Below are 25,096 nucleotides of genomic sequence, written 5' to 3' on the forward strand. Positions count from 1 at the left end.
GTAACTACCAATTACCACTAATGAAAATCGATCGTAATTTACATTTAACCTACTGTACTAACATTCATCCTGGTGAGGGGTGGAACCAAGTTTTTGCTAACCTCCAGCAGTACATTCCCGCATTGAAGCAACGGCTGGCTCCTGAAAAACCATTTGGGATTGGGTTGCGTTTGGCAGATGTGGCGGCTAGGGAACTATTAGTAGAAAATAATCTAATTGAATTACGCTCGTGGCTGCGCGATCGCAATTTATATGTTTTTACCTTGAATGGCTTTCCCTATGGCGGGTTTCATCATCAAGTGGTGAAAGATCGGGTTTATGCTCCCGATTGGTCTATGTTAGAGCGGTTGAATTACACGTTGCGACTGACAAGAATTCTGGCGGAGTTGTTGCCAGATGGGATAGATGGTGGTATTTCCACATTACCACTATCATATAAACCCTGGTTTGAAGAAAATTCAACGACTCGCGCATTTGTTTACAGGATTGCCAGCATTCACATTGCGCAAGTTGTTGCAGAAATGGTGCGTGTTCGTGCCGAAACGGGTAAATTGTTGCATCTAGATTTAGAACCAGAACCGGATGGATTAGTTGAAAATTCTGCCGAAGTGATTAATTATTTCCAGACACAACTTTTGCCCGTAGGGGGAAGATATTTAGCAAAGCAATTAGGCACTTCTTTAGCCGCAGCCGAAACACACTTACTAGAACACGTCAGAATTTGTTACGACACTTGCCATTTTGCCGTGGAATATGAAGAACCTGCGACTGTATTTCAAAGATTTCGTGCCGCAGGAATTCAAATTGGGAAGATTCAACTCAGTTCTGCTTTACAGCTAATCGTTCCCGAACCAGCCGCACAGCGTCGTCAGGTTGTAGAAAAGTTGCGTCCGTTTGCGGAATCGACCTATCTCCATCAAGCGATCGCCCGCGATCGCAATGGTAAACTTTATCGATATTCCGATTTAGTCACTGCCTTACCCGATTTAGAGCAAATACCAGCTTGCGAGTTGCGGATTCACTTTCACGTCCCGATTTTTATTCGCGACTATCAATTTTTGCAGTCTACCCAAGACCACATTAAAACCGTACTCGAACTATTGCAACGCGAGCGCATTTGCAGCTGTTTAGAAATTGAAACCTACACCTGGGATGTTCTTCCAGAAGATATGAAACTAGATTTAGTCAGCTCAATTCAACGCGAATATGAATCAGTTGTCAGTTATCAGTTAACAGTTATTAGTTAACAATTATTGGTTATCAGTGGTAGTTGGTAGTTGCTCATAGTTTCCTCGGCTCCCTTGTCCCCCTTTGCCCCCTAATCCCCACTCCCTCCGGTCGCGGGGTCCCCGAGTTCCCCCTTGTCCTTTTTAGTTTCCACTCTCCTCTAATCATGCTAAAACTCTACGGTGGCGTTCTTAGCCGTGCTTCAATCGTGCAATGGTATTTAGAAGAATTGCAGATTCCCTATGAATACATACAGTTAGATATGCAGGCTCAAGACCACAAACAGCCTGAATTTCTGAATATCAATCCGATGGGAAGATTACCAGCGATCGCAGATGGAGATTTTCAATTATGGGAATCTGGCGCGATATTACTGTATCTTGCCGAAAAGTATGGCGAACCTATAACTTTTGAACGGCGATCGCTCTTAAATCAATGGATTTTATTCGGTAATTCTACACTTTCGTCGGCAATTTTTGTTAAAGAAAATCTCCACGAGGTCCCAGAATTATTAACAGCGATTAATCAAATTCTTCAACAACAACCTTTTTTAACAGGCGATCGTTTTACTATAGCAGATGTAGCAGTGGGTGCGCTCTTGGCTTATATTCCTATTATGATGCGAATGGATGTCAGCGCTTATCCAGATGTGGTAAACGACATCAAGCAAACAATGTCCAAGGTAGATTTAAATTTATATCCTGCTGTTTTGGAATACGTGCAAAGGTTAACTGCAAGAGCGGCATTTCAAAAAAGTATCGCGTCGCGACATAAAGCTAAATGCTAATGAAAAAAACTGTTGTACTCAACGTTGTCGGTTTAACACCCAACCTTTTAGGACAGCATACGCCGTTTTTGTCCAACTGGGCGGCGCGAGGGCGAGTCGTTCCTGTTAAATCGATGTTACCTGCGGTTACTTGTTCGGTACAGGCGACTTATTTAACAGGGAAATATCCTAACGAACATGGCATTGTCGGTAATGGTTGGTATTTTCGAGACGAGGGCGAAATCAAGTTTTGGCGACAGTCTAACAAATTAATTCAGGCTCCCAAAATTTGGGAAGTGGCGCGTTCGCACGATCCTACATTTACCTGCGCGAATTTGTTCTGGTGGTACAATATGTACTCCACGGTCGATTATGCCGTTACCCCACGACCGATGTATCCTGCTGATGGTCGAAAAATTCCCGATATTTACACCCAGCCAGCTAACTTGCGATCGCAACTTCAAACTGAATTAGGTCAATTTCCCTTATTTAATTTTTGGGGTCCTAACACTTCGATAGCGTCTACCCAATGGATTGCTAATTCAGCAAAATGGGTGGAGGATCGCTATAGCCCCACATTATCGCTGGTTTATTTGCCTCATTTAGATTATTGCTTGCAAAAGTACGGCGCTGATGCAAGTTTGGTGGCAAAAGATTTACAAGAAATTGATACCGTTTGTCGCGATTTGATTCAATTCTATGAAGCGCGCAACACTCAAGTTATAGTTGTGTCCGAGTACGGGATTACATCCGTGTCTCAACCCGTTCACTTAAATCGAATCCTGCGGGAAAATGGTTTATTAGCAGTACGAGAAGAATTAGGGCGGGAATTACTGGATGCTGGTGCAAGTATAGCCTTTGCGGTTGCCGACCATCAAATTGCCCATGTTTATGTTAACGATCCAGCCTACATCCCCAAGGTACGCGACATACTAGAAGCAACGGAGGGTGTCGAGCGAGTTTTAGATGAGGCAGATAAATCAGCTTACCATCTCGATCATCCGCGCTCGGGGGAACTCATTGCGATCGCCAACTCGAAGGCTTGGTTTACTTATTATTACTGGCTGGACGACAGCTGCGCTCCCGATTTTGCTAAGACAGTGGACATTCACCGCAAACCCGGTTACGATCCCGTCGAAATGTTTCTCGATCCTCAGCTCAAGTTTCCCCGAGCGAAATTAGGCTTAACTCTGCTCAAAAAGCAGTTAGGTTTCCGCTACCTCATGAATGTTATTCCTCTAGATGGATCGCTTGTCGGTGGTTGTCATGGTATGCATACAGGGTTGAGTGAAGGTCCACTTTTGATTACACAAAAACCTGACTTGCTAGAAGATCGCGAAGTACTCGAACCAACAGAAGTTTTTTGGTCAATACTTCAGCATCTTGAAGAAGTCGTAAGTCGTAAGTCGTAAGTCGTAAGTTAGAATTAACTGACAACTGTTCCCCGTTCCCTGATAACTGAGAACTGATAACTGATAACTGATAAAGGTTTTTGTAATGGGAAAAAGGGCTGGGCGATCGCTCAAAGCATCTACTATCGGTATTAGTCGTGCTAACCAATCACTGCTCAATTTTGAGTCTAAACTTTCTCTTGCTGATGAATTGGAAATCTCTCGCGCTACGGTACAAAAATTTTTCGTTGGTAAACCGATTGGACGGGAGAACTTTCACAAAATTTGTCAGAAGTTACAATTACCTTGGCAAGCGATCGCGGAAATACCAGATGATGAATTTAGTTTAGAGGAGTTGATTGTTACCTCAAAAGATGATGTTGAGACGCTTGTAAAAGATGTTAGGCAAAAAACACGCACCTATATTGAATCGAAGTGCGGTATCGTGCGCATCCTGAATATGTCTCAGCCTACTAAATTAAATGATGTTTTTACTAACGTAAATGTTTTAGAGAAGATTGGTAGAAACCAACGCTTAAGTATCAACGATTTACTAAGTGTTCGTCTCGATTGCCACTCGAAACGCTCGCATTTTTATCCCGATATTTCCCAGCTAATTCCAGGCATAAAAGCGATTGAAAAATATCCCAAATTGATGATTTTGGGCAACCCTGGCTCTGGCAAAACTACCTTTTTAAAATATATCGCAATTCAGTGTATTCAAGGACGATTATTTGAGGATCTGATCCCAGTTTTTATTAGCTTAAAAGTTTTTACCGAATTAGAACATCACCCAACGCTATTAGAGTGGATTTCAACAATTTTTGATAATTATGGAGTCGAACCAAATGCTGCTAAAGATCTGCTAGTACAAGGTAGAATGCTAGTTTTATTAGATGGACTTGACGAAGTTAGAGATATAGATAGCGAAAGAGTTTTAATTGCAATTAATAGCTTTTACAATCAGTTCGACCGTAATCGCTTTATAATTACTTGTCGGACAGCAGCTCAAGAGTTTACTATTGAAGAATTTGTAGAAGTAGAGTTGGGAGACTTTAACGATAATAATATTGCTGAATTTGCTAGCAAATGGTTTGCTCAAAAACCAGATAAAATACCCAAGTTCTTACAGACACTAAGGTGTAATGCGTCGATTCGAGAATTGGCAAATAATCCCTTACTACTTACTTTATTATGCTCGATCTTTGAAGAAACTAATCTTCCTGCTAGTCGATTAGAAATTTATCGAGAAGGGGTAGATCTTCTTTTAAGAAAGTGGGATGCTAAACGCAACATTGAACGGAAACAAATTTATCAAAACTTATCAACGCAACATAAAGAAGAATTACTCAGTCACATCGCATTTACCTCTTTTGTCAAAGGTGAATACTTTTTAAAACAGCAAGAACTAGAGCAGTATATTATTAACTATGTAGAATCCGTCTTGCAGGGAGAAAAAATAGATTTGTGTGATAGTACAGCAATACTCCAGTCGATTGAAGCCCAACATGGATTATTGGTAGAACGAGCGCGAGGAATTTATTCATTTTCTCATTTAACTTTTCAAGAGTACTTTACAGCTAGAAAAATTGCTCAGTCTCCGCCTCAAACATTAAATTTAACGTTAGAACGACTGAGCGATCGCCTAGTTACAGATAAAAGATGGCGAGAGGTTGCTTTATTAACTGTAGGAATGCTAAAAAATGCTGATTATTTCCTATTGATGATGAAGCAAAAAACTGACAATTTAATATTAGAACCCAGCTTGCAAAGATTTTTACAGTGGGTGAATTGCAAAGCCGCTGCATCTGTTAATAGCAAATCTGCTACAGTTAAAGCTTTTTATTACGATTTAGCGCTCGCTCATATCTTATCTCTTTTTGGTAGTACTTTTGAGATTTCTAGAACTTTAGAAGTTAACTTTAATCGCACTCTTGAACCTAGTCTTGCTCTCGATCTTGCTCTCGATCGCACTCTGCTTTTGCCTGAATCTATACATCGCGTTTCCGATCCAGAACGCATGATTGAAAGAGTATTAAACCGGGCAATATTTCGCGCTCGTAATAGCGAACCAGAGCTAGCACGAGAGTTGCAAAAAATGAAACAGCAGTTATCCAACTTAGGTCGAAACAAACAACAGTTTCAGCAGTGGTGGCAAGTTAATGGTAAAGCTTGGACGGAGCATTTAAAACAACGAATCCGGTTAAAACGCAATATTGGGCATAATTGGCAGTTCAGCCAGCAACAGAAACAAATATTGAAACAATATTATGATGCTAATTTATTATTGGCAAAATGTTTAACTACTAGTTTATTTGTGAGTCGTGAAGTTCGAGAAAAAATCGAGCATACGCTGTTATTGCCATTAATTGAAACTAGTGAGTAGGACATTGAGTCAAGGTACTTTTGCAGCTTCGCGCCAAATCAGAGTTTGTATAATTGATTACCAAACATAGAATTGAGCGATCGCGATCGCTATACGATTTGGAGTATATAACTACCATCTCATCAATTATATTGGTAAATAGTAAACAAAAAATAGATTTGATTTTAGCGTAATTTAATATACTTAAAAATATTGCGAATCTCACCCTTTCGATAGAAGTGAGCTTGTAGGAAAACTATATAGCCTACTGAATATGTGCGATCGCAAATAGCAAATAGAAATATGATAGAAGGGCGTGAGAGGTAGCTACTAAGGTGAGACTGGTTAACCAAACTGCTTTTCTAGTGATGCTGAATCAATTAATTTAGCGATTGTTACGAGCAGCAAAAATGTTTCAAAGATTTTGAGATATTTCATATCGAATTCTACAGAAAATGGAAATTAAAAGGAGCTATCGATCGTAATGTTTGATTACCTAATTGTGGGAGCGGGTTTCGCAGGTAGCGTCTTAGCAGAACGACTGGCGAGTCAGTTAGGCAAAAAAATTCTGATAATCGATACGCGATCGCATATAGGTGGCAATGCTTACGATTGCTTCAATGAGGATGGTATTCTGATTCACAAATACGGTCCCCACATTTTCCACACAAACTCTCGGGACGTTTTCGAGTACCTCTCGCAATTGACTCAGTGGCGGTCTTACGAACACCGCGTACTGGCTAGCGTAGACGGTCAATTAGTCCCGATTCCAATTAACCTCGATACGGTAAATCGGCTGTATGGATTGAGTCTCACTTCTTTTGAGCTGGAAAATTTCTTTGCCTCGGTAGCAGAACCCAAAGAATACATTCGCACTTCTGAAGATGTTGTCGTGAATAAGGTCGGTCGAGAACTCTACGAAAAGTTCTTCCGCAACTACACGCGCAAGCAATGGGATATGGACCCATCTGAACTGGATAAGTCGGTGACTTCCCGGGTGGCGACGCGCACGAACCGCGATAATCGGTATTTTACAGATACTTATCAAGCCATGCCACTACACGGCTTTACCCGCATGTTTGAGAAGATGCTATCTCATCCCAATATTAAGGTGATGCTGAACACTGACTACAGAGAAATTCTAGATGTCATACCGTTTAGCAAGATGATCTATACAGGTCCCATTGACTTGTTCTTTAACTATCGCTACGGCAAGTTACCATACCGTTCTTTGGAATTCAAGCACGAAACTATCAATACGCCCGTGCATCAGCCAGTTGCCGTCGTGAACTACCCTAACGAACACCTGTATACTCGCGTTACAGAGTTCAAGTACCTCACCGGGCAAGAACATTTAAAAACAGGTATCGTTTACGAGTTTCCTCGCGCCCAGGGCGATCCTTACTACCCCGTACCGCGACCGGAAAATACCGAACTTTACAAAAAATACAAGGCGTTAGCCGATGCGACACCAGAAGTACATTTTGTAGGACGGCTAGCAACTTATAAGTACTACAACATGGATCAAGTAGTGGCTCAAGCGCTGATGGTCTATAAGAAAATCGTAGAAGCTGGCGACGATACGTCAGAAAAAGCGAATCGAGAATTAGCGCGCGTTTAGAACGGCGTGTGGGGGAATTGGAATTTAAACACTCAATCCTCCCCCAGCTTCACAGGAGTTAAAGCCCGCGAATCAAAACTCAGTAGGAGATTTCATGCATATAGTAGGTAGAACAAAACTACCAAAATCGGCAGAAGTTGCTAAATTATATCTACAATGCAACGACAAAGCAGCAATCGACTATAGTGCAGAGACTCCAGAAGTGGTGTTTGCTCTACAAGGATTTATTTCTACTAATTCATACTTCAATTCTTTATACGAAACATTTTACACTAAGTACACGACTTTAGATCGACTTTTTTATTTGCTGAACCTAGAGGGAGATTTTCAAGTTTCAGTTTATAGAGAAATATTTACTATTGTCTCTGAAGCAAATTGTCGTCAATTACTCAGTCGAGAAAAATTTCTCAACTGCAAGATCGGCAAGGCAACAGAAATCGAGCTACCTGAGCTACAACAAATACAAACTGAGCGAGGTAGAATCTATTTTGAATTAGAATGCTTGAGTCAATCGGGAAAACTACGAGAAAGCTTTCTAGCGACTCCACAATTACCAGAACGCGAAGTCTCGTTAGCAGTTGTTGCTTGTACTTTTCAAAAAGAAGCTTTTATCAAAAAAACTATCAAAACTATTTTACAGGATAAATTATTACAGAGCAAATCGATAGAAATCTTAATTGTAGATAATGCTGGAACTTTGAATCACTCGGAGTTTAGCGATCGCAAAACAAAATTAATTAGTCAGAGAAATATTGGTGGGAGTGGTGGATTTACGAGAGGAATCGTTGAAGCCTTGAGCAGCAATCGCAATTCTCACATTTTGTTATTAGATGACGATATAGAGCTAGAAAGCGAAGCCATTTATCGAGTTATTACCTTAAACGAATATGCCAAACACGATTTAGTTATAGCTGGTAGTATGCTCGATTTATCTCAAAAGCATCAATTATATGAAGCAGGCGCTTTGTATAATAAAGCACTACACAATAGAGATTTTCAAGCATTTAATATAGTTAGATTACATCATCATCTCGACTTGCAAAATGTCAGCAATCTCAATCTTCTGATTGAAGCAGAACCAATAGATTCGGCAGGCTTTTACTTTTTGAGCGTCCCGCGAACAATTTTTGAATCAGTCGGATTACTCTTACCTTTATTCCTTAAGGTAGATGACACTGAATTTTGTTTGAGAGTTCAAGAGAGGTTTGGCAACGATGTAATTGTAGCTTTTCCGGGGATTGCAGTATGGCACGAACCTTTTTTCGCGAAATCTTCAATTTGGAACTATTACTATTACCGGAACGACTCGATCGTTCAAGCCATGCATGGAACTTTAAGGTATGCAGATGCGATCGCACATTTTACGAAAGCTATTGTTTCCAGTTTGTTAGTTTTTGACTATAAAAACGCTCAAATGCTTATTCAAGCTTTTGAAGATTATCTCCAAGGGGCAAAAATTCTTCAGCACGCCGATCCCGAACAGTGGCACAGTCAAATTGTTAAACTCGATCGTAGTTGTCAAACTCAACATATCCAATATCATAACTTACCATCCCACCGCCAAACAGAACAAGACTCGACGGCTACTTTCATGGAAAAAATTGTCAGTTTATTAACTCTCAACGGTCATTTTCTCCCTAACGTTTTTACACAAGACAAAGATGTATTACTATGGCAAACAGCCGAACATGCAGATCGGCGATCGCGAGCCTTTAGAAAGAAAAGAATTCTCATCTTTAAAGAAGGAGGTCAATGTTTATACCGAAATGAGCTTGACAAATCGAGGGGAATCAAGTTGCTAGTTCGATGGATTGCAATTGCAATGAAAAGTCGAATTGAATGGTCGAAGGTAACGAGAGAATGGCAGCAGGCAAGAAGAGAACTGACCTCTTTGCAATTCTGGCGGCGATATCTCAATTTAGAAAAATCGAGCTTAGAAAAATCTGAGCATCAGGATTTAGTAGTTTAAAATTCATTTGAGCGCAAGAGAAATTTCTAAGTCGATAGAGGATGTATGTACTACGTAGTAAATCGCATTAATTTTCCGAAAACGGAGGACACTTTCAACTTATACTTTGCCAGCAGTAAAACTGGGGGTATTGATGTAGACTGCGAGATAGGAAAGATCTCTCTGGCGCAAAATGAGATTGTTTCAACTAACTCTTATTTCAATTCTTTTTATGAAAGCTATTATGCTAAATATACAAATCTAAATTCGCTTTACTATTTGTTGAGACTAAATGGTGATTTTCAAGTTTCAGTTTATAGAGAAGGGTACGAACGAGAGCGAGAATTACTCGGACAAGAGACATTCAAACAGTGCCAAATGACAGATGGCGTTAGAATTGCCTTACCTACTCTCCAGCAAAGTCATACACCTCAAGGCAGAATTTATTTAGAAATTCAGTGCTTGAGCGATCGCGGCATATTTGTAGAGGGAGCGATCGTCACTGAAGAACAACCTGTGAGAAATATTTCGCTGGCAATTATTAGTTGTACTTTTAAAAAAGAAGCATATATCAAAAATACAGTCAAGACAATTTTTCAAGATCCTTTATTAGCGAATAAGTCTTGGCAAATCTTTGTAGTTGATAACGGTCAAACCTTAAATGAAGATGATTTCCCTGATGCCAAACTTCAGTTAATTCCAAATGAAAATTTGGGAGGAAGTGGTGGTTTTACAAAAGGAATGGTGACAGCTTTACAATCCGACTGCTACACTCATCTTTTATTAATGGACGACGATATCTTACTAGATACAGAGGCAATCTATCGTTTATTCGGCATTTACGAATACGCTAAAGAAGATTTTGCTGTTGCTGGTAGTATGCTGGATTTATATAAAAAACATATTTTATATGAGGCTGGAGCCGCATACGATAAAGACCCGCAAAGCTTTAAAAAAGCACCGTTTCGCGTTGCTCCTCTTAAGCACAATCTCGAACTCCAAAAAACTGAGTCTCTGAACTTACTCTTATCAGAAGATGATATAGATTACGGGGGTTTTTGGTTTTTCGCTGTCCCCAGTCAGTTTGTTAAGGAAATCGGATTTCTCCTACCTTTCTTTATTAAGATAGATGACATGGAATTCGGTCTCAGGATAAAAAGGCGGCTGGGTAAGCAGATTGTAGCATTTCCATCTATTGCTGCTTGGCACGAACCATTTTATAGCAAAGTTATCGTATGGGATGGTTATTACTACACTCGCAATAATCTGATTGCACGAACTATTTATGGAACTATAAAGTATACGAACACGCTGTTTAAATTTACTCAAGATTTAATTTACGCGCTATTAATATTTGAATACAATTATGCCGAGATGATAGTCAGAGCTTTTGAAGATTACCTTCAAGGACCAAATCTTCTCAAAAAGAACTCTCCCGAAAAATTACACCAAGAAATAGTTCAATTGAGCAAAAGTTACAAGACTCAAACTTTACAGCCAAACTATTATCTGGATACTGAGCTTAGTCCACCCAGAACGAAAGCTAAAATTTGGCAGAAATTAGCAAGTTTATTGACGATTAACGGTCATTTACTTCCAAATTTTATTCATAGCGATGGCGAAGTCATGCTTTGGCAAAACAGCGCTCATGCTGGGACGATTAGTCGCGTTTTTAGGAAAAAGAAAGTGACTATTTATCGAGAAGAAAATAGTTGTTTATTACAAAACGAATTAGATAAGCCAATTGGAATTAACTTAATAATACGCTGGCTTAAGATTGTCATTATAAGTACTAGAAAATGGTCGGCGATTGTTAGAGAATGGAAAACTGCTGCGCCTGAATTGACTTCCATGAGTTTTTGGCAACAATATCTCAAGCTTGAAGAATCAAAATAGGAAACGAAGAAGCGACAGTATGCAGACGAAACCGCAAGAATTAACAATTAAAGCAGGACGCACGGAAGCATTATATTGGCAAGATTTATGGCGCTATCGCGAATTATTTTACTTCTTAGCTTGGCGAGATATTTTAGTCCGTTATAAACAAACAGCGATTGGCATTACTTGGGCGTTAATTCGACCATTTTTAGCAATGTTAATTTCTACCTTTGTTTTTGGGAACTTAGCAAAACTACCTTCTGGTGGCGTACCATATCCACTGCTTGTATTTGCTGCCATGTTGCCTTGGCAGTTTTTTGCTAACTCTTTATCAGAGTCTAGCCTCAGTTTAATTAATAATGCTAATTTAGTCTCTAAAATTTATTTTCCTCGGGCAATTGTTCCGGCTAGTTCGGTGATTGTAAGTTTCGTAGATTTATTAATTTCTGGGATGCTGCTATTAGCGTTGATGATTTGGTACAATTTTGTCCCAGATTGGCGAATTTTAACGCTACCATTTTTTACGGCGATCGCGATCGCCGCTGCAATTGGTGGTGGATTGTGGTTAGCAGCGTTAAACGTCAGATACCGAGATTTTCGGCACATTGTACCGTTTATCGTTCAGTTTGGTTTCTATATTTCGCCAGTTGCTTACAGTAGTAGCATTATCCCGCAAAAATGGCGCTTGCTATACTCGTTAAATCCAATGGTAGGGGTGATTGATGGCTTTCGTTGGGCAACGTTAAGCGGCACATCAACCATTTATTTACCTGGATTTATTCTATCTACAATATTAGTTGCCGTACTTTTAGCCAGCGGCATTTGGTACTTTCGGAAAACCGAACGTACTTTCGCAGATGTTATTTAGTGGGGATTGAGAGCGTGTCTAATATTGTATTACGGGTAGAAGATTTAGGAAAGAAATATCTCATCAGCCATCAGCAGCCAAACTCAACTTTACGGGATGCGATCGCTAGTACTGCCAAATCTATCAAACATAAATTTTTAGCAAAATCTACAGCTAATAGTTCAGCTAAAGAAGAATTTTGGGCTTTAAAAAGTGTTTCTTTTGAAGTGAAACAAGGCGATGTTTTAGGAATTGTCGGTCGCAATGGCGCGGGAAAATCTACACTTTTGAAGCTGTTGAGCCGAATTACCGAACCTACCAAAGGAGAGATTTGGATTCAAGGGAGAGTCGCGAGTCTTTTGGAAGTAGGAACGGGATTTCATCATGAACTTACAGGTCGAGAAAATATTTTTCTCAACGGCTCTATTTTAGGCATGAGTCGAGTTGAAATTAAACAGAAATTTGATGAAATTGTTGCCTTTGCTGAAGTCGAGAAATTTTTAGATACTCCAGTTAAATACTATTCTTCTGGGATGTACGTGCGGCTGGCTTTTGCGGTTGCGGCTCACTTAGAACCAGAAATTTTAATTGTAGACGAAGTACTGGCAGTCGGCGACGTGCAGTTTCAGAAAAAATGCTTGGGAAAAATGGGAGATGTTGCCAGAGAAGGACGGACAATTTTATTCGTCAGTCACAGCATGAGTACGGTAGAATCTCTCTGCAATCGAGGTGTTTTACTTGAATCTGGTATTGTTAGTTTAAATGCTAGTTCTGAAGAAGTTGTCAGAGCTTACCTAGAAAAAGCTTACGGTACAGCTAAAGAACTTCCCTTAAGTCAAAGAAGAGATCGGAGTGGCTCGGGAAGAATAAGAGTTTCTAGTTTTAAACTTTTAAACGAACAAGGCGAAGAAGAACCAGCATTACAATCGGGAAAAAACTATGATTTTGCAATTGGCTATTCAAATAATACAGGAGAGCGTTTGAATAACGTCGTTGTTTGTGTAGATTTGATTGACGAGCGCGGCGTTAGAGTCATTTTATTAAAAAGTACTTTTACAAATCATAACCTCACGCTGAATTCCGACCGAGGTTATATTTTATGCCGGGTTAAGAATTTTCCTTTAGTTCAAGGTATGTATCGGGTAACATTACATCTAGCTCACGCCGATAGAGAAGTACTCGACCACATAGAAGACGCTGCGAATGTTAGCGTAGATGGAGGTGATTTCTTTGGTACGGGTAATCCGGGTATTCCTAACCTCTGCAAGTTTTTAGTTAATGCTGATTGGTCTACAACTTCGGCTAATACCTTCTCTAATACGCAAATAATTTAAGCCTTAATTTACTTAGGAAAATAACTATGGCTGTAGAATCTGTCACGAACGATCTGTATTCGCTCGAACACTTATCTCATAGATTTCAAATTACGCCAGATCGTATTGCTCAAATTGCTACAGATAGGAACTTAAAGCAACATCAAATTAGCGGACAATTGTATTTACAAAAAAATGAAGTTCAGCAGTTAATTGAGGAATTATTTCCAGGTATTAACGATGAGAGTCTCGGTTACGAAATACCAGAGTACTTACAAAATAGTCCTGATGCGTGGGCAGAAACTCTAGTTAAAATGTATCGGGAAAAATTTACTTATCCTGCTTCTGTTTCGCCATCGCAAGGAGAGTTTTTAAAATCTCTTACGGGCAATATTGCCCCAAAAAATGTAGTAGAAATTGGTTGTTTCACAGGAATTTCTACAATTTGGCTAGCTGCTGGTTTAGAACAAACTGGAGGCGCGGGAAAGATTAATTCAATCGATCTATTTGAGGATATCATACCCGCTCCCCCCTATCATCGTGCCTACTTACCTAATCCACTAGAATACGCTCAAAATTCTGTAGCAAATGCCCAACTAGCGCATAGAGTTAAGTTTCATAAATCGAACTCTGTAGCCGTAGGAGAAAGAATTCATGAAATTCTGAGCGAACCTATAGATTTTATTTATATTGACGGAGATCATACCAAAGAAGGATGCGAAAAAGATTTTCTACTTTTTTACCCTCATGTAGCGATTGGCGGATATATCGTGTTGCATGACATTTATCCAGAATATTGCAACTGGGATGGTCCTCGATATGTTATCGATAAATACATTAAAACTTCTCCTCATTTTGAGTTAATGGAAGTCAAGACAAGTCCAGTTAATTACGGTATGGCGGTAATTCGTAAAGTGAGCCACGATAAAAGTTTGGAATTACGTACCAAGCTAAAAAATACAGCCTTGTGGCAAGGAATCAAAGATAAGCCATTGGGTAATTTTATTAAGAAGAATATCTTTTAAATTCTTATTATTCGCTCCTCTATAACCCCCAAAAAAACTGGGGGAAGCATTTTTATGAATCAAAAGAAAAAGATTTATCTCAGAGGTGCTTACAATTTATATAACTTTGGAGACGATCTTTTACTCATCTCAACTCTAGAATTTTTCAGCAAGCATCTGAGACTAACCCGAGAAAATTTAGAATTATATGGCTCGAAGAATTTTGAATCGCGATCGCAACTCAAATTTGATAGCGATTTAGAGTTAAAGCATTCGGTAGAGTGGTCGGATATCATTTACCGAATTAACTTGAAACTAGAACAGTTGCGAATACCGATTCAATTTCCCTTAGTCGTACACCAACTCCTCGGACATGTTTTGAGAGGAGAATGGTTAGAACAATCGCGTTTTTTAAGCTTTTGTCAATTAGTGGCGATCGCAATTATTATTTTTACCGACATCATTTCATATAAATTATTTCAAAAAGCTCTGTTTACCAAAGAATATATTAATTTTTTAAAGCAACTAGATGTCATTCACTACATAGGCGGAGGATATCTTAACGAACGGTGGCTAGAAGTCATTATTTATGAATACATAACTATTAGCTTAGCACGCAGTTTCAATCCTCATCTAAAAGTTATTGGTACGGGTTTGGGTTTAGGACCTTTTAAAAGTAGAGCAAGTCTCTTAATTTTTAAGCTTTTTGTCAAAAAGTTTAATTATTTGTTTGTGAGAGAACTGGAGTCTTTGTCGATAATTAAAAGCTTGAAAGTTAACGTAGCTACTAAAGTTTTAGGCGACGATGTTATTTTGCTTTTACCTACACTCGCTCAGCTAAAATTCGAGCAACGTAATTACAATCGTAGTTCAAATTCTATTACAGCTATTAATCTGAAATCTTTTCCAGACTATAACTACAATTTAATTAAAATTAGTTTAGAAAACTATCTTAAACAGTTACTAGATAATCAAAATTCTCAACCAGAATACTTTTGTTTTGGTAGAGAACCGGGTCCAGGCGATCGCAACTTACTCGAAATCCTCGATCGCTATTATCAAAATAGTTTAGTTATTCGCGATCCTTATGAAGAGGGATGGCGCAGTTTTTTAAGTCGCTTGGCTGGCGCTCGTGTAGGAATCGGTTGTGCTTACCACTTTAATATAATCCTAGCTCTGTTTAATATTCCTACTGTGGGAATTTACTCTGGAAGTTATTACAAACAGAAAATAGTAGGAGTTATGCAACTTCTGAGCAAAGATACACTCGTATTATCACTCGATGAGTTGGGATTGGAAAAAGATTTAGCCGAGGTTGTCAATGTAGCGATTAATGCTCATACATCGGGAGAAAATAAATTAGAGCAGATGTATGCAGCAATGAAACAAGAATATGTAGATGCTTATAGAAGTATTTTGAGTTGATAGATATAATCGCTATTTGATTTTTGAAATACACGTAGGATGGGCATTGCTCTTTGATTTTTGATAGCGGTTCTCAATTGGATGCAATGCACGTCTGGTAGGGGCGCACAGAGAAAGCGCCCCTACAAATGTCATCCACACAACCGAGAATTGCGATGAAATACACGTAGGATGGGCATTGCTACCTTATGTAGTATAATTGTAGTTTGTTGCGGGCTAGTAACAAACTCATGATTCATGAATTCACCTACGGCAAGCTGACAGATGAGATAGAGAAGCGGCAACTGGGGCAGATTATCGAACAATGTTTTATCGGCTCTCCCAGCGATACCGAGTCATACCTTAACAGGATTGGGGTAGAAAATTTTCGCGTTATCCGGCAAGCCAAAGAAGTTGTGGGAGGTTTGGGGCTGCTGCCGATGGGGCAGTGGTATGGTGGTGTCTGCGTGCCGATGACAGGCATTGCAGCCGTGGGGATTGCGCCAGAACATCGGGGATCGGGGGCAGCGATCGCTCTGATGCAAAATGTAGTACGGGAACTGCATGAGAGTGGAATGCCGCTTTCGGTACTTTATCCAGCTACGCAACGCTTATACAGAAAAGCTGGTTACGAACAAGGTGGAAGCTATTGTAGCTGGGAAATTCCAACTCAGAGTATTCAGATAATAGAGCAGCCGCTACCTGCTATACCTGTAGCACTAGAGAACTTTGAATGGCAAAAGCTTTATCAGCAGCAGGCAAAGTCAAATAATGGTAATCTCGAACGTCATCAAGCGATTTGGCAAAGACTGATGCAGCCAGATGAAAAAGAAACCATCTATGCTTATTTGCTAGGTTCATTAGACCAACCCCAAGGTTATATTATCTTTCGGCAACGCCGAGGAGAAAATGAATCCTATTTGGTGGTGAGAGATTGGGTTATTCTTACCACAGCAGCAGCTAAAAGTTTTTGGGCTTTTCTTGCTAAACATCGTTCAATGGTCAATAAGGTACAGTGGCGAGGTTCTGTAGTTGAATCTTTGAGCTTATTACTACCAGAGCAAACCCTCGACCCCAAGTTTGTTGAGCGTTGGGTATTGCGAATTATTAATGTAGAAAAAGCTCTAGCCGCACGGGGTTATCCCTCTGGTGTCGAATCAGAGTTGCACTTAGAAGTCCAAGACGATCTGTTAGACGCAAATCAGGGCAAGTTTATTCTGTCTGTAGCCAACGGACGGGGTGAGGTGACAAGAGGTGGTAAAGGTGAGATGAAGTTAGACGTACGCGGTTTAGCACCGTTGTATACAAACTTATTCACTCCCCAGCAACTACAGCAAATGGGATATCTCCAGGCTACGGAATCAGCGATCGCCACAGCAACGGCTTTATTTGCTAATTCATCACCCTGGATGCCTGATTTCTTCTAGTGAAAGTCCTGTTTTAGCAAGATCGAAAAAAATCGCAAGCCTATCGAAACAATTCTCATAGTAAGGCTTGCTGGATTTTTATAAGCTTTTCTCTAACGGACAAAATAAAAGAGACGTTACATGTAACGTCTGTACAAAGTTATTAGCGATCGATTACCAATTACCACGCACCACGCATCACTCCATCAATCCCTGTTTGCATCCCAAATATCTTTTAGCTCTCCGTATGATACCTGATTCCCATTGCTATAAAACCGAAGGCGGTATTCGCGTTTCTTACTCTACCACCGAGATTCCGGTCGATTCTGCGATCGCAGAGGTGTTATTGCAACTCAATTCTCAGCGGGGAGGGGTATTGACGAGTAGCTATGAGTATCCTGGGCGTTACAAGCGATGGGCGATTGGCTTTGTCAATCCACCCTTGGAACTTGCTACCCGCGAGAATACTTTTACTCTGACGGCGCATAACGATCGCGGCGTGGTTTTATTACCATATTTGGCAGCGCGTCTATCTGAAGACGCACAATTAGAAACAGTCCAGCTAGAAAACAATTGTATTGTTGGCACGGTTAAATTAGCCGAAAGAATATATTCCGAGGAAGAACGCAGCAGGCAACCATCTGTTTTCACCGTAATTCGTCGGTTGTTACATACTTTCCACAGTAGCGAAGACGATCGCTTAGGCTTGTATGGTGCATTCGGCTACGATTTGGTATTTCAGTTTGAGTCAATGCCAAAGTTGCATTCTCGTCCCACAGACCAACGAGACTTAGTATTATATTTGCCAGATGAACTCGTCGTTGTCGATCGCTATCAACAAACGGCGTTTCGCTATCAGTATGAGTTTGAGATAGACAACAGCAGCACCAGAGGTTTACCGCGTACAGGTGAATCTATGGACTACAAGGGTCAACATCTAACTCCAACCCAAGATTGCGATCGCGCCCCTGGTGAATATGCTCAACTGGTACGAGAAGCACTAGGATACTTTCAAAGAGGCGATCTATTTGAAGTTGTTCCCAGCCAAACTTTTTTTGCTGCTTGCGAAGCATCTCCGGCTCAATTATTTCAAACATTACAGCAAGTCAATCCCAGTCCCTACGGATTTATTTTTAACTTAGGTAACGAATATTTAATTGGTTCCTCTCCAGAAATGTTCGTGCGGGTGGAAGGTAAGCATATTGAAACCTGCCCGATTAGCGGCACGATCGAGCGCGGACAGGATGCGATTGAAGATGCGGAACAAATTCGTCAGTTGCTCAACTCCCGCAAAGATGAAGCCGAACTAACGATGTGTACTGATGTCGATCGCAACGATAAATCGCGGATTTGCGAACCTGGATCGGTGCAAGTGATCGGTCGCCGCCAAATCGAATTGTACAGTCATCTAATTCATACAGTCGATCACGTAGAAGGACAACTGCGACCGGAATTTGATGCCTTAGATGCCTTTTTAACGCACACTTGGGCAGTAACGGTGACAGGCGCACCCAAGCGTGCAGCAATGCAGTTTATCGAACGGCACGAACCTAGTTCTCGGCGTTGGTATGGTGGTGCAGTTGGCTGGTTAAACTTCAACGGTAACTTGAATACAGGGCTGATTTTACGCACGATTAGATTGCAAGATGCGATCGCCGAAGTCAGAGTTGGCGCTACCGTCTTGTATGACTCAATTCCAGAGGCAGAAGCGCAAGAAACTATTACGAAAGCTGCTGCCATGTTTGAAACCATCAACCGCGCCCAGCAAATCGGTAACGATTTGTCAAGTGAAATAAAAGAATTAATAAGCGATCGCCCGCACCAGCGTCCATACGTGCTGCTGATTGACTACGAGGACTCTTTCGTTCACACCCTCGCCAACTACATTCGTCAAACTGGGGCGATCGTCAAAACGCTACGCCACGGCTTTAGCGAAACATTTTTCGACACCGAGCGTCCAGATTTGGTAGTTTTTTCGCCCGGTCCTGGTAGACCCAAGGATTTTCGCGTTCCAGAAACAGTTTTAGCCTGCGTCAATCGACGAATTCCGATTTTTGGCGTTTGTTTGGGACTACAAGGAATTGTCGAAGCTTTTGGCGGAGAACTAGGAGTACTGAATTATCCTCAACACGGCAAAGTTTCTCGCGTTTTTGTTACAGATTCAGAGTCTCATTTGTTCGAGAACTTACCCACATCCTTTGAAGTCGGTAGATACCATTCATTATTTGCGCTACCGAAACTCTTACCCCCAGATTTAAAAGTTACAGCAATTTCTCATGATGATGTAATTATGGGCATCGAGCATCGAGAAATGCCAATTGCCGCAGTTCAGTTTCACCCCGAATCAATCATGACCCTAAACAGCGACATCGGCTTAAAAATTGTCAAAAATATTGTTGGCAACTATGCCAATCTTCAAGCATCAAAATCTGTTGTTGTTGGGTAATGGTTAATGGGTAATTGCGAGTAGCTAGTAACTAATTTTAATAACTTTTGACTTTTGACTTATTCCTCACAACCGAGTTCTCAATGGCTACTATCGAAATCAATCATCAGGTTGCATCTAACAGTAAATCGCGTCATATTTTGGCTGAAATTGTGTGGCATAAACAGCAGGAAGTTGTTCAACTGCAAGCAGATATGCCATTAGCTGAGTTGCAAAAACAGGTCAACGATACACCGTGGGCAGAAGACTTTTTGATGGCGATCGAGCAAAGCGATCTCCAACCAAGTTTGATTGCCGAAGTCAAAAAAGCATCGCCAAGTAAAGGAGTTATCTGTGCTGACTTCGATCCGGTAAAAATTGCCCAAGCATACGAACAAAGCGGCGCAACCTGTATTTCAGTTTTGACCGATCGCAAATTCTTTCAAGGCAGTTTTGACAATCTGCGGAAAATTCGGCAAAGTGTGGCACTACCGCTATTATGCAAAGAGTTCGTTATCGATCCGTATCAAATTTATCTAGCGCGAGCTGCTGGAGCAGATGCAGTATTGCTAATTGCAGCCATTTTATCAGATAGTAGTTTGCAAAACTTTTTAAAAATTGCTCATGAATTGGGCATGACTGCTTTAGTTGAAGTACACACACTTGACGAACTCGATCGCGTACTAGCACTATCCGATGTGCGCCTGATTGGAATTAATAATCGCAACCTAGAAAACTTTCACGTCGATTTGGAAACAACACGGCTACTAATGGCACAGCGTCGGCAACAAATTAGCGATTTGGGCATTACCGTTGTCAGCGAGTCTGGCTTACATACAGCTGAAGATTTATCCCTGGTTGCCAACGCTGGCGTTCGTGCAGTTCTAGTCGGAGAGTCACTCGTTAAACAACCCGATGTAGAACAAGCTGTACGTAGTTTATTGAATACTAAGACTGGTAGTTGGTAATTGGTAGTTGCTAGTTGTTAGGTACTTCTAACTTACGACTTACGACTTACGACTTACGACTTACGACTTACCTATTACCCATGACCTATTACCCATGACCCAAATAATTTCAAATCGCTTCCAATCTCTACGCAGCCGCCAAGAGTGTGCTTTGATTCCTTTTATTACAGCTGGCGATCCTTACTTAGAAACGACGGCTGAAGCTTTATATACTCTCGATCGCAATGGTGCGGATTTTATCGAGTTGGGCGTTCCCTATGCCGATCCACTGGCTGATGGACCTGTAATTCAAGCAGCGGCAACCCGTGCGTTGCAAAGAGGTACGCGCTTAGAGCAGGTGCTAGAAATGGTAGCAACTGTCAGCCCCAATCTCAAAGCACCGTTGATTTTATTTACCTACTACAACCCGATTTTAAACCGAGGCGTTCGTGCCTTTTGCCAACAAATTGCCAGCGCTGGGGTGCGGGGGTTAGTCGTGCCGGATTTACCTCTAGAAGAAGCGACAGAGTTAATTCAAGCTGCGGCTGATTCTGGCATTGAGACAACCTTACTCGTAGCACCTACTAGCTCTCCCGAAAGGATAGCCGCGATCGCTCGTCAATCGCAAGGTTTTATCTACCTTGTCAGCGTTACGGGTGTAACGGGAGTGCGATCGCACTTACAAGAACGGGTAAAAACTCTGCTAACAGACATGCGCCGCATTACCGATAAACCGATTGGTGTTGGTTTTGGGATTTCTGGAGCCGAACAAGCACGTCAGGTCAAAGATTGGGGCGCAGATGCGGCGATCGTCGGTAGTGCCTTTGTCAAACATTTAGCAGCCGCAAACTCAACTGAAGGATTGCAGGCGATCGCTCAATTATGTCGAGAACTAAAATCAGCAATTTCTGTGAGAAGCGAGGAGCGAGGAGCAGAGGGGCAGAGGGGCAGAGGAGCAGAGGGGCGGAGAAGCGACTACCAATTACCAACTACCAATTACCAATAAAAACCGTGGTTAGCATCAAAGAAACTAATAATCTTTCACAAGTACAACCCGATTCCTTGGGTCGGTTTGGGCGTTTCGGTGGTAAGTACGTGCCGGAAACATTAATGCCTGCACTAACCGAACTAGAAGCAGCCTACGCGCAATATCGGGTCGATCCCAGCTTTCAGGCTGAGTTGCAACAACTACTGCATGACTATGTTGGCAGACCCAGCCCTTTATATTTTGCCGAGCGTCTGACCCAACACTACCAGCGACCCGATGGCACGGGAGTGCAGATTTATTTAAAGCGAGAAGACTTAAACCATACGGGCGCTCATAAAATTAATAATGCTCTCGCTCAAGTTTTATTAGCAAAACGGATGGGCAAGCAAAGAATTATTGCCGAGACGGGAGCGGGTCAGCATGGGGTTGCAACTGCTACTGTCTGCGCCCGCTTTGGGTTGCAGTGCATCGTCTACATGGGCATTCACGACATGGAACGGCAAGCCCTAAATGTATTTCGGATGCGGCTGATGGGGACGGAGGTGCGCCCAGTAGAGGCAGGTACGGGAACGTTAAAAGATGCAACTTCGGAGGCAATTCGGGATTGGGTCACAAACGTAGAATCAACTCATTATATTTTAGGTTCCGTTGCTGGACCTCATCCCTATCCGATGATGGTACGAGACTTTCATGCTGTTATTGGTACGGAAACTCGCGCCCAATGTCAGCAAAAATGGGGCGGGTTGCCAGATATTCTCTTAGCCTGCGTCGGAGGAGGTTCTAACGCAATTGGAATGTTCTACGAGTTTGTCAACGAACCAACAGTGCGGTTAATTGGAGTTGAAGCAGCTGGGGAAGGGGTAAGTACGGAAAAACACGCAGCAACTCTCACGCAAGGACGAGTTGGCGTGTTGCACGGTGCAATGAGCTACTTACTGCAAGATGAAGACGGTCAAGTTGTAGAAGCACATTCAATTAGCGCTGGACTAGACTATCCTGGTGTGGGTCCCGAACATAGCTATTTAAAGGATATCGGACGCGGCGAATATTACAGTGTCACGGATGCCCAAGCATTAGATGCATTCAAAAATTTGGCTCAACTAGAAGGGATTATTCCAGCTCTAGAAACTGCCCACGCGATCGCCTATTTAGATATTCTCTGTCCGCAATTAAGTGGCAGTCCGCGTATTGTCATCAATTGCTCTGGACGTGGCGATAAGGACGTACAAACTGTCGTGAAGTTAGGGATTGGGAGCTAGTACTCAATTCGGAATTCGGAATTCGGAATTCGGAATTAAAACATTCACCACGCACCACTACCAATTACCCATTACCAAATAAAAAATTAGCAGGAAAATTAACATGATCGTAGTGATGAAAAGCGGTACTCCAGAAGGGGAAATCGCTCGAATTTCTGAAGAGTTAAGTAGCTGGGGTTTGAAAGTAGAAAAAAGTGTTGGCAAACACAAAATTGTTCTCGGTCTAGTTGGGAACACAGCTGAATTAGATCCGTTCCGAGTCCAAGAACTCAGTCCTTGGATCGAACAAGTCGTGCGGGTCGAACAACCATTCAAGCGCGTCAGCCGCGAGTTTCGTCATGGTGAACCTAGCGAAGTCGTTGTGTCAACTCCAAATGGTTTCGTCCCTTTTGGGGAACACCACCCGCTCGTAACAATCGCAGGTCCTTGCTCGGTAGAAAACGAAGAAATGATCGTCTATACTGCTCAAAGAGTCAAGGCAGCAGGCGCAAAGTTCCTGCGCGGTGGTGCTTACAAACCTCGTACATCCCCTTATGCATTTCAAGGACATGGGGAGAGTGCTTTAAATTTACTTATTGCAGCCCGCGATGCAACGGGTTTAGGAATTATTACTGAAGTGATGGACACTGCCGATCTGGAAAAGGTGGCAGCGGTAGCAGATATCGTGCAGGTAGGGGCGAGAAATATGCAGAATTTTCCCCTACTCAAGAAGGTGGGAGCGCAGGACAAACCAGTGTTCCTCAAGCGGGGAATGTCAGCCACGATTGAAGAGTGGCTGATGGCAGCCGAATATATCATGGCAGCAGGAAACCCAAATGTGATTCTCTGCGAACGGGGTATTCGCGGTTTCGATCGCCAGTATGCACGGAATACACTCGATTTATCAGTTATTCCCGTGTTGCGATCGCTCACCCATCTACCAATCGCGATCGATCCCAGCCACGGTACGGGTAAAGCCGAGTACGTCCCCTCAATGGCAATGGCAGCGATCGCGGCAGGTACGGATTCGTTAATGATCGAAGTCCATCCCAATCCCGCCAAAGCTTTATCCGATGGACCTCAATCACTTACTCCAGAACGGTTCGATTCCTTGATGCAAGAACTCGCCGTTGTCGGTAAAGCCATGAATCGCTGGACTAAAGAATCAGTTAACAGTTATCAGTTACCAGTTGTCAGTGGAAAGTGAGGAGTGGCTGGTGGCTAGTCACTAGTCACTAGCCACCAATTACCAATTACCAATTACCAACTACCAATCACATGCAAACACCGCGATCGCGAGAACAAGCACGTCAGGTGATGGAGTATCTCTTGTCGGGTGAAGCTGAGTTCAATGAAATTGTCAGCTTTTTGCAAACTCGACCAGTAGTCGATGCCCAAACTCAAGAACTCCTGGGATATCGCGATGTCCTTTGGAACAGAAGGCGGCGAGCAAACTTCGGTCATGTCGATCTCGATATTGTCGGTACTGGCGGGGTGCGCCGACCGCGCTATAACGTTTCTACCACGGCAGCATTTATTGTCGCCGCTTTGGGGATTCGAGTTGCTAAGCACGGTAATCGAGGCTCAGTTAAACCTAACGGTTCCTGCGATCTGCTGGAAGTTTTGGGAATTTCTCTAACAGCGATGACAGCGCAGGCTGTTGAAAGTTTAGCGACGACTGGGCTGAGTTTTCTATTTGCCCGGGATTGGCATCCAGCTTTTAAGGCGATCGCAGCTGCTAGGGCTGAAGTCGGTTATCCTACTGTGTTTAATCTACTAGGACCATTACTCAATCCCAGCCAACCCAAACATCAACTTGTCGGTTGTGGCGATCCAGCAGTAGCGCAAATTATTGCAGAAACTTTAATGGAATTAGGGATAGAGGCTTTAGTTGTTACTGGTTCGGATGGACTAGATGAGATCACCTTAGCGGGTGCTTCTCAAGTTATAGAAGTACGGGGCGATCGCATCAGTACAAAGCAAATCGTGCCTGAAGATTTTGGTATGGAAACCGTCCCAGAATCGGAGTTAGCTGGAGGCAATGCTACAGATAACGCCGCAGAATTTCTAGCTATTCTTAGCGGACAGGGACGAAAAGCACTGGTCGATCTCGTCACTTTAAATGCCGCTTTTGCACTGTATCTAGTAGACAAAAGTTACGACATAGAATCAGCAATTCGTACTAGCAGACATTCATTAATTGATGGTACTGCCAAGACATATTTCCTTCAGTTTCGCGAGTTCATTATGACTGATAACTTAGTGAGTGTGTACGATAATTGACTCGCTCCTACAATACCTGATTTCTAATTTTTTGATTTCTGACTT

Annotated in this window: 18 protein-coding genes; all 18 read left to right on the plus strand. The window is 41.9% G+C overall.

All coding sequences use genetic code 11. The features are described from left to right. The first annotated feature begins 20 nt into the window (after positions 1-20). The 18 genes from eboE to trpD all read left to right on the plus strand — a co-directional run bounded on the left by eboE (position 21) and on the right by trpD (position 25,051). The gene (gene eboE, locus M5J74_RS16335) at positions 21-1,247 is read left to right on the plus strand and encodes a metabolite traffic protein EboE (protein WP_250012447.1); all 1,227 of its coding nucleotides are present in this window, start codon (positions 21-23) and stop codon (positions 1,245-1,247) included. 146 nt (positions 1,248-1,393) lie between these two features. Then, the gene (locus M5J74_RS16340) at positions 1,394-2,014 is read left to right on the plus strand and encodes a glutathione S-transferase family protein (protein WP_015155142.1); all 621 of its coding nucleotides are present in this window, start codon (positions 1,394-1,396) and stop codon (positions 2,012-2,014) included. Continuing rightward, positions 2,014-3,405, plus strand: coding sequence for an alkaline phosphatase family protein (locus tag M5J74_RS16345; RefSeq protein ID WP_250012449.1), 1,392 nt, complete (start codon positions 2,014-2,016; stop codon positions 3,403-3,405). Before M5J74_RS16340 ends, M5J74_RS16345 begins: the two co-directional genes overlap by 1 nt. Before the next feature lie 85 nt (positions 3,406-3,490). After that, the gene (locus M5J74_RS16350) at positions 3,491-5,770 is read left to right on the plus strand and encodes an NACHT domain-containing NTPase (protein WP_250012451.1); all 2,280 of its coding nucleotides are present in this window, start codon (positions 3,491-3,493) and stop codon (positions 5,768-5,770) included. 463 nt (positions 5,771-6,233) lie between these two features. Continuing rightward, positions 6,234-7,370 (plus strand): UDP-galactopyranose mutase, encoded by a 1,137-nt coding sequence (gene glf / locus M5J74_RS16355; protein WP_250012453.1) that lies wholly within the window; start codon positions 6,234-6,236, stop codon positions 7,368-7,370. A 94-nt stretch (positions 7,371-7,464) separates the two neighbouring features. Beyond that, positions 7,465-9,339 (plus strand): glycosyltransferase family 2 protein, encoded by a 1,875-nt coding sequence (locus M5J74_RS16360; RefSeq protein ID WP_250012455.1) that lies wholly within the window; start codon positions 7,465-7,467, stop codon positions 9,337-9,339. Positions 9,340-9,384: 45 nt separating this feature from the next. Next, positions 9,385-11,214 (plus strand): glycosyltransferase, encoded by a 1,830-nt coding sequence (locus M5J74_RS16365; RefSeq protein WP_250012461.1) that lies wholly within the window; start codon positions 9,385-9,387, stop codon positions 11,212-11,214. A 19-nt stretch (positions 11,215-11,233) separates the two neighbouring features. Further along, a complete protein-coding gene (locus M5J74_RS16370) occupies positions 11,234-12,064 on the plus strand; it encodes an ABC transporter permease (protein WP_015155148.1) in 831 nt (276 codons plus the stop codon). Positions 12,065-12,078: 14 nt separating this feature from the next. After that, complete coding sequence (locus M5J74_RS16375; protein ID WP_041463176.1) at positions 12,079-13,377, plus strand: ABC transporter ATP-binding protein; 1,299 nt, start codon at positions 12,079-12,081, stop codon at positions 13,375-13,377. A gap of 26 nt (positions 13,378-13,403) precedes the next feature. Beyond that, entirely contained in the window at positions 13,404-14,381 is a 978-nt protein-coding gene (locus M5J74_RS16380) for an O-methyltransferase (RefSeq protein WP_250012463.1), read from the plus strand. Positions 14,382-14,435: 54 nt separating this feature from the next. Next, positions 14,436-15,785: a polysaccharide pyruvyl transferase family protein gene (locus tag M5J74_RS16385; RefSeq protein WP_250012465.1), complete on the plus strand. Its 1,350-nt coding sequence runs from the start codon at positions 14,436-14,438 to the stop codon at positions 15,783-15,785. A 230-nt stretch (positions 15,786-16,015) separates the two neighbouring features. Beyond that, positions 16,016-17,191 (plus strand): enhanced intracellular survival protein Eis, encoded by a 1,176-nt coding sequence (gene eis, locus M5J74_RS16390; RefSeq protein WP_250012467.1) that lies wholly within the window; start codon positions 16,016-16,018, stop codon positions 17,189-17,191. A gap of 226 nt (positions 17,192-17,417) precedes the next feature. Further along, on the plus strand, positions 17,418-19,616 hold the full coding sequence (locus M5J74_RS16395; RefSeq protein WP_371934048.1) for an anthranilate synthase: 2,199 nt from the start codon (positions 17,418-17,420) through the stop codon (positions 19,614-19,616). Positions 19,617-19,699: 83 nt separating this feature from the next. Continuing rightward, the gene (trpC, locus tag M5J74_RS16400) at positions 19,700-20,563 is read left to right on the plus strand and encodes an indole-3-glycerol phosphate synthase TrpC (protein WP_250012470.1); all 864 of its coding nucleotides are present in this window, start codon (positions 19,700-19,702) and stop codon (positions 20,561-20,563) included. 94 nt (positions 20,564-20,657) lie between these two features. After that, positions 20,658-21,548 (plus strand): tryptophan synthase subunit alpha, encoded by an 891-nt coding sequence (gene trpA / locus M5J74_RS16405; RefSeq protein WP_250012472.1) that lies wholly within the window; start codon positions 20,658-20,660, stop codon positions 21,546-21,548. Positions 21,549-21,553: 5 nt separating this feature from the next. Next, positions 21,554-22,789 carry a tryptophan synthase subunit beta gene (trpB, locus tag M5J74_RS16410; protein WP_250012474.1) on the plus strand — a complete coding sequence of 412 codons (1,236 nt, stop codon included), beginning with the start codon at positions 21,554-21,556 and terminating at the stop codon, positions 22,787-22,789. Positions 22,790-22,892: 103 nt separating this feature from the next. Then, positions 22,893-23,975: a 3-deoxy-7-phosphoheptulonate synthase gene (gene aroF, locus M5J74_RS16415; RefSeq protein WP_015155157.1), complete on the plus strand. Its 1,083-nt coding sequence runs from the start codon at positions 22,893-22,895 to the stop codon at positions 23,973-23,975. A gap of 71 nt (positions 23,976-24,046) precedes the next feature. Continuing rightward, a complete protein-coding gene (trpD, locus tag M5J74_RS16420) occupies positions 24,047-25,051 on the plus strand; it encodes an anthranilate phosphoribosyltransferase (protein WP_250012476.1) in 1,005 nt (334 codons plus the stop codon). Positions 25,052-25,096: the final 45 nt, after the last annotated feature.

The sequence above is a fragment of the Chroococcidiopsis sp. CCNUC1 genome, from assembly GCF_023546805.1.
Taxonomy (GTDB): Bacteria; Cyanobacteriota; Cyanobacteriia; order Cyanobacteriales; family Chroococcidiopsidaceae; genus Chroococcidiopsis; species Chroococcidiopsis thermalis.